Genomic DNA, 15,557 nt, shown 5'->3' on the forward strand with positions numbered 1-15,557 from the left:
TAATAAGATCGTTAAAACTGCATTATATTTGCAAAGTGTAAACTAAGTCAGATTATTTTTCTTTTAGGAGTATGTATGCTGGCAAAAAAATAAACGAATTACATTAAACTACTTAAAAGCATGTCCTCATTTTGGGTGTATTTAGAAATTGGCTTACAACATATAACAGATGTTCAAGGTTATGACCATATATTGTTCATATTGGCACTTATGGCAACTTTTAGCTATAAGAATTTTAAACAAGTTGTTTGGTTAGTCACAGCTTTTACATTAGGACATACAATTACCCTTGGTTTATCAACTTTAGATATTATAACTATAAACCCGGATCTTGTAGAAAAATTAATTCCAGTAACAATTTTATTGGTTTGTGTATCAAACTTTTTTGGTGTTAGTAAACTTACAACTGGAAACAGGCCTTCATATATCAAGAACACAAAAACATATAAAAAATATTATGTCGAAGCTGTTTTATTTGGTCTGATACACGGTTTAGGCTTCTCTAATTATCTTAAAGCATTATTAGGGTCAGAAAGTTCTATTTGGGAACCACTTTTAGCTTTTAACTTGGGTTTAGAAGTTGGTCAAATATTAATTGTAAGTATCTGTCTTTTAATAAATAACTTTATAATGAAGTTTACTTTATTGAACCAAAGAGATTGGAACTTCTTTTTAACAGGAGGAGCTTTTGTTTCAGCAGTAATTATTTTAGTGAATTAATACAATGCAAAAAAATAGAAATTCTAAAGCCATCGTATGTAAGCCAAAAGTACCTGCTTTTGTAGCATTAGGTGTATTCTTATTTATTCTGTTATTAATAACTGTTGGTACAGTAAGATGGATTGAAATAGGTGGCTTTGAATGGTATAAATTATTGTTTTTAGTGAGCTTGGCTTTCATTTTAGTAATGATGATCGTCCGATTAATGTTTGCTTATAAAGTAGTTAGTTTTAAAACCAAGACCATAACTCAAGATTACCCTTTAAGAATTGGAGCAAAAGTAACAATTGATTTGTCTCAATATTTACTCTTTTGGGAGGTAAGACAACGCAAAATAGGAAAGAAATTATTTAATATATTAACGATATATACTAAAACTGGTCAGCCGATACTTATTTCTAATAGAGATATGACATACTATCAAGAGGCTGTTAAATTTATGGAGACTAAGTTTCCCAAATTTCATAGATCTAAGGTGAAATAATAAAGTATTTATCATCTTAAATGATTAAATTACAGTAGTCTGTAAAGTTCTATTGTAATGCTTAACCCAAAAACTCAAAAAAATTATCTCCTTAAAATTTTTATTATTGGCTGTACAGCTTTATTAATAGGCTTAATTTTCACGCCTTTAATTTGGCTGAAGTTACTGTTAATAGGGGTGATAATAGTATTAAGCATAAGATTGTATTTTAGGATTGTAAAAAGATCTGAGCAAGAACGATTAGGGGCGATATACGCACATCAAGTAATAGATTTGGTATATCAGATTGTTGTTGTTCTCGATAAAGAATTTACTGTTTTAGATGTTCATTACCCAAATCATTTAAAAGAAAATCAAAAGCTGATTCAAGTAGGAGATACAATAGAAATCAGTAAGCATCATCCGTTACCATCAGAGTTTAGAACTCTTTTTAAAAAGGGAGTTTTTAGAAATAAAAGTCATTTTGATTATTTTCTAAATGGATACTTCTTCGAACTAAAAGTTGTTCAAAATTTTCAAGGGAACATTATTTGTCTTTTAAATGATTCTACAAAAGCAAAAAAAGAAGAAGAAAAACTATCTAAGTTAAATGTTGATTTAGAAAACTTGCTAACTATTAACAATAGCGAACTAGCGCTTAAAAGAGAAAAATTTAAAACAATCTTTGATAAATCATCTGACGCCTATTTTTTATTAGATGAAGGACTGAAGATTTCAATTTATAACGAAAAAGTAGAACAGCTTTTTGGGCGTTGTGATACCGTATTATTCTATAAGTGGATTGAGAAAAATTCGCCTTCCAATCAACCCAAAGGTGGCGATTCTTTATCTCTTTTTAAGAGCATGAAAGAAACATGTGACTTACAAGAGGAATTACGTTTTGAATGGTTATTTAAAAGTAAATCAAATGAAGATTTTCCATCTGAAGTTAGTTTAACACGCCTATCAATTTCAGATCATATTTTATATTTTATGATCATAAGAAATATGGTAGGACAAAAGAAAATAGAATCAGAATTAAGAAAAAACCTAGAACGGGAGAAAGAGTTGAATGAAATGCGGTCAAAATTTATTTCGATGGCTTCTCACGAATTTAAAACACCTCTTGCTACAATTCTTACTAATCTTGATTTGATGGAACTAACCTTGAATAAAGAGAATCTTCTAGAAGTAGACAGAATGAATAGGTTTATGGATAGAATGCGTTCTGAATCTACTCGTTTAACAATTTTAATGGATGAAGTACTTCAGTTAGGTAAGATTGAAGCAGGAAAAACCCCTTTTAAACCTATAAAAGTAAATACTTTACTTTTCATTAGTGATTATGTAAGTGAATTTAAAAGAAGATCATCTACAGAAAGACAAATAGATATAACTTTTGATTTAAAAGAGAAAGAAGTTTGGTTAGATGTAAACTTAATGGAGCATGTTTTAGATAACTTATTAACTAACGCAATTAAATACTCAGAAAAAGAGGTTGGAATTTTCGTTTCTACTTCAGGTGAAGGCTTATTAATAGAGGTTGTTGACAAAGGAATTGGTATTCCGCTTTCAGAATTTTCTCAGCTTTTTGATTCGTTTTTTAGAGGAAGTAACACCAATCATATTCAAGGAACAGGTCTTGGTTTAGTAATCGCCAAAGAATTTGTAGAACTTCATAATGGAATAATTGTTTGTGAAACAGAAGAGAATAAAGGAACTACTTTTAAAGTTGTAATACCATTTTAAAGTAAGGTGAAAAGTATTCTTCTTTTAAATCTTACAAATAGTATATATAAACTCCTTATGTTTTAACTTGACTATTAAGATTGGTTAGAATTTAAAAAGTTCCTATTAAATGACAAAATCCAAAACTCCAGACTTAGGTCTAGATAGTATTAAAGATTTACTTGTAAAATTATCAGTACCTGCTGCTGTTGGTATGATGGTAATAGTTATTTACCAAATGGTAGATACCTTTTTTATAGGTAGATGGGTTGGTACATTAGGTATAGCAGGTATTTCTGTTGTAGCACCTTTAGTAATGCTAGTGCAATCTATTGGAATGGCAATAGGCATGGGAGGAGCATCTTTAATTGCGAGAGCACTTGGTGGTGGGAACCCTAGGCATGCTTGTAAAGTTTTAGGAACGCAGAGTACAATTACATTAATTTTAAGTTTATTAGCAGTAGTATTGGGTGTTCTTTTTGAAGAAAAATTATTACTTTTTTTTGGAGCAAATGGAGAAATTTATAGCTATGCCCAAGAGTATTATCATATAGTTATTTTTGGAATGCCTTTTTTAACGATGTCTATTATGAGTAATAATGGCATCCGATCTGAAGGAAAGGCGAAAACAGCAATGATGTCAATGATAATTCCAGGTGTTATTAATATCATTTTAGACCCAATCTTTATTGTTGGGTTCGATATGGGAATGCAGGGAGCGGCGTGGGCAACACTTATTTCTTATATATTAGGCTTTTTATATATACTACATTACTACCTATTTAGAAAAACAGTTTTAAAATTACGATGGCAAGATTTTATTCTTGATAGTAGAATAGTTAAAGAAACATTGGCTTTAGGTTCTGCTTCATTTGTTCGTCAAGGAGCTTCTAGTGGGATTGCCATAATATTAAACCATATTTTATTTGATAATGGAGGAGAATTAAGTGTAGCTGTTTATGGAGTGATAAGTCGCTTATTTATGCTTGCAACATTTCCTATGATTGGTTTAGGGCAGGGTTTTCTAACTATTTGTAGCTTTAACTACGGAGCATGTAATTATAGAAGAGTAAAAGAAGTAATCTATAAATCTATTTTGTATGGTTCGGTTATCAATACGATAATAGTAATATTAGTTTTTATTTTTAATAAAGAACTTACAGGACTATTTACAAAAGATGTAGAGCTAATAACAGAAAGTGTACCTGCAATATTTGGTGTCATGACAAGTTTACCATTTATATCAATTGGTATTATTTCTAGTATGTATGCACAAGCTGTAGGTAAGGCAAAAGATGCTTTATTATTAACTTTAAATAGACAAGTTATCTTTAGAATTCCATTTGTATTTCTTTTTTCACATATTTGGGGGATTTATGGAACATGGGGTTCTTTTTTTGTAGCAGATATATTCTCACTTATTGTTGCAGCGATCTACATGAAAAAGAAAATAAATCGAATAAATAATTATCTAACACAATAACCTTTTCAACTAAGAATTTGATGAGTAATATTAAAGAAGTTGTTATACATGAAGTAAAAAAGACACTATTAGTCACTTTATATTTTGCAGTAGGTTTTAATCTTTTAGTACTGTTAGTAGGGTTACTGGTAGATTCTGTAGAGTTAAAAGTAGGGTATTTTGGAGCCGCTACTTTTTCTGCAGCGTTAACAGGTAAGGTTGTAGTTTTACTAGAGACAGTGGGTATAGACTTAAAATTAAAAAGAACTAAACTGATTAATGTTGTAATCCTAAAAGCAGTTTTGTTTACAGTGGTTATTTTCTTAGCAATTGTAATAGAAGATATTTTAAAAGGAATGATTGCCGATGATTTAACTTTTAGTGAAGCACTTCATCATGTGATTGCCTCTTTTAATAGTCATTTCTTTTTAGCAAGATGTATTTATATGTTTATGCTTTTTGCTTTATACCACTTTATTTTTGAAGTAGATAAATTTTTGGGTACAACAGAATTATTTGATATGGTATTTTCTAGATTTTTTAATCAGAAAGACCGTGAGTATATTATGTTGTCTTTAAGATGGAATTTTCAATCTGACTCACTTGAGGATCATATTAAGATTACTCAAGAATTTACACACAAAATTAATCAAGTATTACCTAAGTATAAAGGTACAATTTCATCTTATGAAATAGATGGTATTATGTGTTTGTGGGAAAACTCCGACTCTAAGGATTTTATGACTAAAGCAAAAGAGTTTTTTAAAGAAACACAGAAATTGGATGGGAAATATGGTGTAGTAAATATTAGAGGAGCTATAAAAAAAGGAATTATTTCTGAAGCTGAAGTTGGTGGTTTTCTTAAAAAAGAAATTCTTAGAATCAGTCCTATTTTAGTTGAAGTTAATGCTGCGTCTAAATTAGAAAGTGGTTTACCTTTAAAAGAGTTATAAATTCTTACTAGTTTAATCACTAAATCAAAAAGCCCAATTGAAATTTTTCAATTGGGCTTTTTGATTTAGTGATTGCAATCCTCATGACAATCTTCATCTTCTCTTTCAATTTCAATTGTAATATGTTTTACATCGTCTTTATCTATTATTTCTCTTACTTTCTTTTTTATTTCAGCAGCTCTTTCGATTGTAACTTTTTGAGCCACTACTAAATGTAAACTCATTATATTAAATTCTCCATCTAATGACCAAATGTGGAGGTCATGAGTATCTACTACGTCGGGAATTTTTATTAATTCATTAATGATTTTTTCTTGATCGACTCCAGTAGGAGCAGCCTGAAGAAAAATTGGCATAATTGCGATTAAATTTTTAATGGCATTATATAGAATAAAGGTGGCAATACATAACGATAATATTGGATCAATAATAGGTAGGTCCCAAAACACCATAACTCCAGCTCCAATTAATACAGCAATCCATCCTAAAGTGTCTTCTAACATATGGAGCATCATTACTCTTTGATTTGCCGAATTTTTATTGCTCATGAGTTTAAATACAGCAGCTCCATTTACAATTACTCCTAATATGCCCATATAGACCATTCCTTGAGCGTCTACTGCTTCTGGTGTAATTAGCCTAGGAATAGTTTTTACTATCATTAAAATGGATCCTGTTGTTAAAACAACTATGTTGATCATTGCAGCTAAAGTAGAATAACGTCTATAACCATAGGTGTAAAAATTATTCTCTTTCTTATTGGAATATTTTTCAAAAAAATAGCCAACTCCAATTGCTACGGTGTCGCCGAGGTCGTGAACTGCATCAGCCATTATTGCAACAGAATTTGTAAATGCTCCGCCTATAAATTCAATAATGGTAAAAAATAAATTTAAAAAGAAAGCCCATCCAATATTATCAGTTGAATGGTTATGTTGACCGTGAGAATGTCCGTGATGATGATGTTGATGTGCCATATATCCTTACTATATTTTTCTTTCAATTTACAATTAATTATGAGAATAGTAAATCAATAATTGCGTATATATAATTTCGTTTAACGATTCGCGAATTTTCGCCACTTGTGTGTTTACGCTACAGGTGAATTTTCTTTGTGTAAATAGTGATAAGGTGTGAAAAATACAATTTTAAAATCAATCTTTTTTTGATTTTTTTTAGTAATAAAATTCAAATAAACAGCTGTTTTAGTGTATGTTAGGTGGTTTTTTATTAGATCATTTTATTTTAGTGATGATCATCACTGAAATAGAATTTTACTACTTCCATATTTGTATCACACAAAGAGAAAACATCTCATAAAAATTTCAATTATATGGGTTATTCATCACCAAAAGATATTTTAGGTAACATCAGAAATGGTGCTTTACAAAAAGGAAATATGTCTGTCCAACAATTATTGGTTTTCGGATTCTTAGGAGGAGCTTATGTAGCTTTTGGCTTTTTATTAGCCATTGTAGTTGGAGGTGGAATGCCTGGGATAGGAGCAGAAAATCCTGGAATACCAAAATTTATGATGGGTGCAGTATTTCCTGTAGGACTTATCTTATGTATAATAGCGGGAGCTGAACTTTTTACATCGAGTACTGCAATGATGACAGTATCAGTCTTTTCAAAAGACCAGTCGATTAAAAAGCTTGGTAAAGTTTGGACATTTGGGTACTTGGGTAATTTTGTAGGCTCATTATTCGTTGCATATTTTATTACAACATTAACAGGAGTAGTTGATGGAGAAGTTTTCCATAACTCTTTAATTAGTGTTGCAGAACATAAAGTAGGTAACCCATTCTACAAAACATTCTTTAAAGCTGTAGGTGCAAACTGGCTTGTTTGTTTAGCAGCTTGGCAAGCTTACGCCGCTAAAGATGTTATGGGAAAAGTGATAGGAATTTGGTTTCCTGTAATGACCTTTGTGACTTTTGGATTTGAACACTGTATTGCAAATATGTATGTAATTCCTGCAGCAATTTTTAATGGAGCTGCAATTACTTGGTCAGATTTTATCTTCACAAACTTGATTCCAGCAACAATAGGAAATATTGTAGGGGGGGCATTCTTTGTAGGTACAATATACTGGTGGATGTTTGTGAAACCAGAGCAAGAAAAAGAAAAAAAACAGTTAGATAAAGAGCTTGAGTCTATTAACATTAATAGCTAAAATTTTTAACAACTGTTTTATTAATAAGATTTAATTACAGCATCTAAATGTGAAAATAAGCCGTTAATGATGTTGTAGATTGTAAAGAAAAACTAAAAATGAAGACAATGGAAAACGCTGTATTAGACTCTCAGTTAAAAGGAACGAAATGGCAAAACGAAATTGATGTTTACGATTTTGTTGTTAATAATGTTACTCCTTATTACGGTGATAAAACTTTCTTAGAAGGTGCTACAGAAGCAACTAAAAAACTTTGGGATATCTGTTTAGCAGGTATGAAAGAAGAACGTGAAAACGATGGTTGCCGTGACATCGATACCGATACAATTTCTACAGTAACTAGCCATAAAGCTGGTTATATTAATAAAGAATTAGAATCAATTGTTGGTTTACAAACTGACGAACTTCTTAAGCGTGCTATGAAACCTTTTGGTGGTTATAGAGTAGTTAAAAATGCTGTAGAAGAAAAAGGTAAAACAGTTAACCCTAAAGTTGGTTATGTTTTCCAATATGCTAAAGATCACAACAACCAAGTGTTCTCTGCATACGATAAAGAAATTAGAACTTACCGTTCATTAGGTGTTTTAACTGGTCTTCCTGATAATTATGCGCGTGGTCGTGTAATTGGTGATTACCGTCGTTTAGCACTTTATGGAACAGATAAATTAATAGCTGCAAAACAAGCAGATTTTAATGCAATTGAGGATGGTTTAATTACTGGTTCAGGAGCTGATATTGCGGAGCAAATTCAACTTCGTGAAGAAATTACATCTCAAATTCAATCATTGAAAGACATCGCTGAGATGGCTGCAATGTATGATGTAGATGTTACAAAACCTTCAGTAACTGCTAAAGAAGCTGTTCAAGCTGTTTATTTTGCTTATTTAGCAGCCGTTAAAGAGCAAGATGGTGCTGCAATGTCATTAGGTAACGTTTCATCTTTCTTAGATATTTATATCGAAAGAGATTTAGAAGCTGGTACTATTACAGAAGTTGAAGCTCAAGAGTATATTGACCACTTCGTAATGAAATTACGTATGGTACGTCACTTACGTCCTGGTGCTTATGATGAAATCTTTGGTGGTGACCCAACTTGGGTAACAGAAGCAATTGGTGGTCAATTCCACGATGGTCGTACTAAAGTAACTAAATCATCATTCAGATTCTTACAGACACTTTACAATTTAGGAGCATCTCCAGAGCCAAACTTAACAGTACTTTGGTCTAAAGATCTTCCTCAAGGGTTTAAAGATTTCTGTTCTCAAGTATCAATTGATACATCTTCTATCCAATACGAAAATGACGATTTAATGCGTCCTAATCGTGGATCAGATGATTATGGTATTGCTTGTTGTGTATCTTACCAACATATTGGTAAGCGTATTCAATTCTTCGGTGCTCGTACAAACTTACCGAAAGCATTATTAATGGCAATCAACGCAGGACATGATGAGAACAAAAATGTTCTTACTGTTGAAGGTGTTGAAGCAATGGCTAACGATGAGTACTTGGATTACGACAAAGTAATGACGCAATTCAAGAAAACAATGAAAGAAGTTGCTCGTGTTTATGTGAAAACGATGAATATCATTCACTATATGCATGATAAGCATTATTACGAAAAAGCTCAATTCGCATTCTTGGATACTAATCCTGGTATCGATATGGCTTATGGTGCTGCTGGTATTTCTATCATTGCCGATTCATTATCAGCAATTAAAAATGCAAAAGTAAAACCTATCCGTGATGAAAATGGTTTAGCTGTTGATTTCCAAATTGAGGGTGATTTCCCTAAATATGGTAACGATATTGATGAAGTAGATAACATTGCAAAAGAAATTACGCATATCTTCTTCTCAGAATTAGCGAAACACAAAACATACCGTAACGCAGTACCTACAATGTCATTATTAACAATTACTTCAAACGTAATGTATGGTAAGAAAACAGGTGCTACACCTGACGGTCGTAAAGCTGGTGAGCCATTTGCTCCTGGTGCTAACCCAATGCACGGTCGTGATACAAACGGTGCTGTTGCTTCGTTAAACTCTGTTGCAAAACTAGATTATAGCGATGCTCAAGATGGTATCTCAAATACTTTCTCTATCGTTCCTAAATCTTTAGGTTCTGATCGTGAAACTCAAATTAAGAACTTAGTAACAATGATGGATGGCTACTTTGCTGAAGAAGGCGGAATGGCACATCACTTGAACGTTAACGTTCTAAATAGAGATACTTTAATGGATGCTTACAATCACCCTGAGAATTATCCTCAGTTAACAATCAGAGTTTCTGGTTACGCTGTAAACTTTATTAGATTGTCTAGAGCACATCAATTAGAAGTAATTCAAAGAACATTCCACGAGTCTATGTAATTCGTAGTTCTGGAATAGAATTTAAATATTAATAAGAAAGGTTACTTCTAAATGGAGTAACCTTTTTTTAATAGATGTAACTAATTTTATTAATTTTCGCTTTAACCATTGCTATCGATTTATGAAAATTATATGCACTAAGCATTTAACTTTCAGACTATGAACTAATTTTAATAACTCTTTCAATCTTATAATTCTTTAGAAATGAATACACGAAATCTACCAATTGGGTTAGGTGGCGTTGCCTTGGGTACACTAACATTAGGTATAGCATGGAACAATATGGATTATTACTTAATCTATTATTTAACAATAGCTATTTCTATAGCGTTTTTTGGAGTGCTAATTGTTCGAAATATTTTTCACTTTGATTTGATCATTAATGAGTTAAAACATCCTATATTAGGCAGTTTTGTACCTACATTTTCAATGGTAATGATGGTTTTATCGGGTATTTTAGTAAAACAGTTTTCATCATTTGGAAAAATATTATGGCTTTCTGCTATTATTATCCACCTTTTGATTTTAGTAATATTCTCATTTTACCAATTAAAAGAATTTAAAATTTCTTCCCTAGTGCCTAGTTGGTTTATACCGCCCATTGGAATTGTCGTCGCCTGTGTGAATTCTACTAATATGGAATACCCTAACTTAGTTTCTTTAATCTGGTGGGTAGCAACACCTCTATATTTTCTAATTCTTTTATTACTGTTTTATCGATTGTCTTTTTATAAATTCGAAGCATTAGAAACGTTTGGTATTATGGCTGCTCCTGCTAGTTTATGTTTTGCAGGCTATTTAACAATAGAATCTCACCCTAATGATTTCATTTGTCATGTTTTACTAACTCTTGCCATATTTATGACGCTATTGCTATATATCTCTTTTTTTAAATTATTAAAGTACCAGTTTAACCCAAGTTTTGCGGCATATACTTTTCCTTTAGCAATTGGGGTAGTAGCCCTCCAAAAATATAGTTACTATTTAATTGAAAGTGGAGAGTTTGTTATGGGAGAAGTAATTAGAAGTATATCAAATATTGAATTAATAATTGCATCGGTATTAATTTTATACGTGATATATAAGTATTTTTTTTATTGTATAGATGAACTATTCAAACCACAAACATTAGTGAATTTAAATAATAAATAGGAGCTAAATGTATTTTGAAATAACAGAATTAAAATGTAAAAGGGTACTCTAACTAAATAGAATACCCTTTATAAATTAATAAAATTAGCTATTTCTTAGAATAAGATTATCATTTATAGTTTGATCACTTTAGTTCTTTCTTTATCGATGACAAGATAATAAGTACCTGTTTTCCAATTTACAACACTAATTGATGAAGTCTTGAATTTTTCGTTAGAGTAAACTACCTGTCCTGAAATATTATAAATATATACTTGATGGGTTTTACCATCTTTAATAAGATCAATATTTAAGGAAGTACTTACTGGGTTAGGGTAGATAGTATATGTTACTTGAGGTTGGTTTTCTCTGACAGTTAGTACATCATACAATGCAATAACAGTTAAGTTGTCTGTAACCTCATTAAAAGTAGTATCCCACCCAATAAAAGAATAGCCACTTCTCGTAGGGTTTTCAGGAGCAGTAGCAGGAGCTTTGTAATTTACTTCTTCAGATTTAATTATAGACCCATCATGGTCTTTAAAAATTACTGTATAGGTATTAATTTCGTACGTTGCTGTAACAATTAAATCTGCTGTAATTATATCAAAAGTAGTATCCCACCCAATAAAAGTATAACCACTTCTCGTAGGGTTTTCAGGAGCAGTGGCAGCATCTTTATAATCTACTTCTTCAGACTTAATTTCTAATCCATCATGATCTTTAAACGTTACCGTAAATGTGCTAATCTTATACATTGCTGTAACTATTAAATCTTCTGAAATCAAATCAAAAGCTATGTCCCATCCTGTAAAAATATATCCAATTCTTGACGGATCTGAAGGGGCTGTAGCTGTATTTCCAGATATAACTATTTCAGATTTTAATAAAGTTCCATTATAGTCATTGAAATTAACAGTATACGTAATCACAACATTATAAAGTGCTTTAATCGTTATGTCTTCTGTAATTGATTCATAATTAACGTCCCAGTTGGAAAATATATAACCACTTCTAATTGGGTTATCAGGAGGGGTAGCAGTTTTTTCAAATTCGACATTTTCAGATTTGAGAACTGTATCATCATGATCAACAAAAGTTACTGTATAAGTATTAATGTTATATTCAGCTTTTACAGTCAAGTTGTTGCTAACGGAATTAAACTCCGTGTCCCAATTATCAAAAGTATACCCTCTTCTAGTAGGATTATCAGGAGGAGTTGCAGTTTTTTCAAATTCGACATTTTCAGATTTGAGAACTGTATCATCATGATCAACAAAAGTTACTGTATACGTATTAATGTTATACTCAGCTTTTACAGTCAAATTGTTGCTAACGGAAGTAAATTCTGTGTCCCAATTATCAAAAGTATACCCTCTTCTAGAAGGGTTATCAGGAGGGGTGGCAGTTTTTTCAAATTCGACATTTTCAGATTTGAGAACTGTATTATCATGATCAACAAAAGTTACTGTATAAGTATTAATGCTATATTCAGCTTTTACAGTCAGGTTGTTGTTGACGGAATTAAATTCTGTATCCCAATTATCAAAAGTATATCCTATTTTAGTAGGGGGCGATGGGGCAGTTGCTGATGCACCCAACATAAGTGTTTCTGTTTTTAATAATGCATTGTTATAATCAACAAAATCAACTATATAAACTCTGTGGTTGTATTTGTAAGAATTACTAGATTCTATTTTAGTAACTGTGGAGCCTAAATTATACGAGTGTGATGTATGCCATATACCTGTGTTTGGTAAATCAATACCATTGTCTGGTAGACTACCGGCAAAAGCATCATCACCAATAGTAATAAGTGAAGTACTCAGTGTAATATCTTCTAATGTAGAATTACTGTAAAAAGCATTTTCTTCAATTGTTGTAATGCTATTACCCATTGCTAGAGAGTATAAGTTTCTTCTACTGAATGCACCTATACCTATAGTTTTTACTTTAACATCCATACCATCAATATTAAAGTTTTCAGGAATTACAATATCAGTAGCAAAACCTATATAATTTATAATTGTACCAGTTGTTTCCTCAAACTCAACATCATTTAATGCTAATATTTTGCTGAAGCGAGCAAAACAACCTTTTTCGTCATTAAAAAATCCACTTCCGGCACTATATATTGTACCGTCTTGGTCATAGAAATTAATAAAATTAGGGACTACACTTGTAGGTAATATTATTGGATCGTCGAGTGAATAGTTTCTTTCGAAACTCAAAGAAGATATGTATTTTAGATTAGATTCATTTTCAAAAGTTACAGCTGTAAGGCTGTTATAAGCAAAAGCTCTACTGCCTATGTATTCAATACTTTTTGGGAAATGAATTGTTTTTATTCTACAATATCTAAATGCACCACCTCCTATATAATTAATACCTTCATGAAGAGATATTTCATTAAGACTTGTGGAATAAAATGAATAATACCCAATGTTTGTTAGGTTAGTGGGTAAATCAACGGAAGTTAAGCTACAATATGAAAATGCATATTCATCAATTTCTGTAACCTCATCAGATAGGAAATTGATTACACTCTCTGTACCTCCATAAGATGTAATAATTGTATAATCAACAGACCCATCATCGTTTCTACCATAAAATAAGCCATTATGTGCAGATCCATTTACGGTTGTAATTTCATTACTTGAAAATGCTCCACCACCAAGTATTGTACTACTATTTGCTATGTTTACCTGAGAAATTTTATTGCGAGTAAAAGACTGTTTATCAATTTTCAACAAAGAACTTGGTAAACTAATTGATGTTAAATCGTTTAAATGAAAAGCATAGCTGCCAATTTCTTCAATTCCTTCACTTAAGTTTAATGTAGTGATATCGTTATAAGAAAATGCTCCAGAACCTATTGTTTTAATAGTAGATGGAATAGTAACTTCTGTGAAATTACAATATGAAAATAATCCATTCGGGATTTCAGTCATACTCTTAGGAAAGTTAAACTCTTTAATATCATTGTAGCCAAAGCAGTTTGTTCCCACTTCACAGCCTTCTGGAATAAATAGTTTGGTTAAATTATTTTGATAAAAAGCACTATTACCAATTTTTTGTAAGTTGTCTGGGAATATTACTGAGCTTATATCGTGTCTTTGAAAGGCATAAGTACCAATTTCACGAATAGGATATTCTACACCATCAATCGTAAAACTATTTGGAATTATAATATCTGTAGCTATTCCTTTATATGAACTAATACTACCTGTAGATGTATTAAATGTGACATCTTCAATACTCAATGTTTCTAGTATTTTACTTCTTAATGATAACGTAAAATCAGTTATACTTTCTCCAGGATCATAAGCTTCTAAATTGCTATCTACATACGAATGAAAATTAGTTTGAGTATGAGTTGGTAAAACAATAGGAGCCAATGTTTCTGTACTTTTAAAGGCATTTACACCAATTGTATTAATTGTACTATTGTTTTCAAAAATTACAGAAGTAAGAGGGTTGTCAGTAAATGCAGAAGTACCAATTGTCTTCATACTAGCAGGAATAGTAATACTAGTTAGTTTATTGCTTTGAAAAGCATTGAATTCAATTTCTTCTAATTGACTAGGGAGATTAATAGTTTCTATTTGGTTATTAAGAAATGCTCTATATCTAATTTTCTTCAACGTACTAGGTAAACTAACAGAGGTTAGAACATTACTATTAAAGGCATCAACTCCAATATCAGTAACTCCTTCAGGTATAATTACTGAAGTTAGAAGGTTATCTTCAAAGGCATAAAAACCTATTTTAGATAAATTTTTAGAAATTACAATAGAGGTTAATTTGTTTTCAGCAAATACACGACTATGGAAAGTGGTGATACTATTTGGTAATTCAAGTGTTGTTAATTCATTTTGAGTAAATGCACCATCATGTAGTTCAACAACACCGTCAGGTATTTCTACTGAGGTTAATGAACTAAATGCAAAAGCATACGATTGAATTACTGTAACAGTGCTTGGTATAAAATCAATTTCTGTAGCAGTGCCACCATAACAAACTAATTGAGTATTATCTTCTGTTCCATCTTCTTTTAGTCCTAAAAATATACCATTTGAAGGTTCGCCATTTATTTCTGTAATATTATTACTACTAAAAGAACCTTTACCTAACTCTTTTAACCCTGTTGGTAAAGTAACCGAAGTCAGTTCATTTTTAGCAAAAGCTAAAAATTTGATTGAAGTAATTGTATTAGGGAAACTAACATTAGTAAGTCCTTTACCTTGAAATGCATAATATCTTATACTTTTTACAGTAACTTCTGTTCCACTTACATTAAAACTTTCAGGAATGATAATGTCTGTCGCACTACCAGAGTAGTCTGTGATTTCACCATTTACAGCATCAAAACCAACGTCATCAATAGTTATGGTGGTTTGTGAATAAGTCTTGCTAATTATTGCTAATAACAAGAATGTTATCCAAATGGGAGTGAGTTTGCTTATTTTCATAATTTTATATGTTGATTTATTATTTAAAATACAGTGTGCTATTATTTATTTAAGAGTATTTTCTGTGTTGATTTTTG

At 31.2% G+C, this 15,557-nt stretch carries 10 protein-coding genes; 8 read left to right on the plus strand and 2 right to left on the minus strand.

The genetic code is table 11. The features are described from left to right. Nucleotides 1-120 precede the first annotated feature (120 nt). The 5 genes from KM029_RS00835 to KM029_RS00855 all read left to right on the plus strand — a co-directional run bounded on the left by KM029_RS00835 (nucleotide 121) and on the right by KM029_RS00855 (nucleotide 5,326). Nucleotides 121-720 carry a HupE/UreJ family protein gene (locus tag KM029_RS00835; RefSeq protein ID WP_144074902.1) on the plus strand — a complete coding sequence of 200 codons (600 nt, stop codon included), beginning with the start codon at nucleotides 121-123 and terminating at the stop codon, nucleotides 718-720. A 4-nt stretch (nucleotides 721-724) separates the two neighbouring features. Next, nucleotides 725-1,204, plus strand: coding sequence for a hypothetical protein (locus KM029_RS00840; protein WP_144074903.1), 480 nt, complete (start codon nucleotides 725-727; stop codon nucleotides 1,202-1,204). A gap of 201 nt (nucleotides 1,205-1,405) precedes the next feature. Continuing rightward, a complete protein-coding gene (locus KM029_RS00845; RefSeq protein ID WP_158631117.1) occupies nucleotides 1,406-2,932 on the plus strand; it encodes a PAS domain-containing sensor histidine kinase in 1,527 nt (508 codons plus the stop codon). Nucleotides 2,933-3,041: 109 nt separating this feature from the next. Next, entirely contained in the window at nucleotides 3,042-4,394 is a 1,353-nt protein-coding gene (locus KM029_RS00850; protein WP_144074905.1) for an MATE family efflux transporter, read from the plus strand. A gap of 20 nt (nucleotides 4,395-4,414) precedes the next feature. Continuing rightward, a complete protein-coding gene (locus KM029_RS00855; protein WP_144074906.1) occupies nucleotides 4,415-5,326 on the plus strand; it encodes a hypothetical protein in 912 nt (303 codons plus the stop codon). A gap of 65 nt (nucleotides 5,327-5,391) precedes the next feature. On the opposite strand, the gene KM029_RS00860 is transcribed toward KM029_RS00855, so the two are convergent. After that, the gene (locus tag KM029_RS00860) at nucleotides 5,392-6,303 is read right to left on the minus strand and encodes a cation diffusion facilitator family transporter (protein WP_144074907.1); all 912 of its coding nucleotides are present in this window, start codon (nucleotides 6,301-6,303) and stop codon (nucleotides 5,392-5,394) included. 356 nt (nucleotides 6,304-6,659) lie between these two features. Here KM029_RS00860 and KM029_RS00865 point away from each other — a divergent pair, with 356 nt between their 5' ends. From KM029_RS00865 to KM029_RS00875, 3 genes are all read left to right on the plus strand, one after another. Continuing rightward, a complete protein-coding gene (locus tag KM029_RS00865) occupies nucleotides 6,660-7,502 on the plus strand; it encodes a formate/nitrite transporter family protein (protein WP_144074908.1) in 843 nt (280 codons plus the stop codon). Between the two features lie 98 nt (nucleotides 7,503-7,600). Next, the gene (gene pflB / locus KM029_RS00870) at nucleotides 7,601-9,877 is read left to right on the plus strand and encodes a formate C-acetyltransferase (RefSeq protein WP_144074909.1); all 2,277 of its coding nucleotides are present in this window, start codon (nucleotides 7,601-7,603) and stop codon (nucleotides 9,875-9,877) included. A gap of 204 nt (nucleotides 9,878-10,081) precedes the next feature. Continuing rightward, nucleotides 10,082-11,029, plus strand: a complete 948-nt coding sequence (locus tag KM029_RS00875; RefSeq protein WP_144074910.1) for a TDT family transporter — start codon at nucleotides 10,082-10,084, stop codon at nucleotides 11,027-11,029. Between the two features lie 113 nt (nucleotides 11,030-11,142). On the opposite strand, the gene KM029_RS00880 is transcribed toward KM029_RS00875, so the two are convergent. Continuing rightward, nucleotides 11,143-15,480 carry a leucine-rich repeat protein gene (locus KM029_RS00880; RefSeq protein WP_144074911.1) on the minus strand — a complete coding sequence of 1,446 codons (4,338 nt, stop codon included), beginning with the start codon at nucleotides 15,478-15,480 and terminating at the stop codon, nucleotides 11,143-11,145. Nucleotides 15,481-15,557: the final 77 nt, after the last annotated feature.

This window comes from Flammeovirga kamogawensis, assembly GCF_018736065.1.
GTDB lineage: Bacteria > Bacteroidota > Bacteroidia > Cytophagales > Flammeovirgaceae > Flammeovirga > Flammeovirga kamogawensis.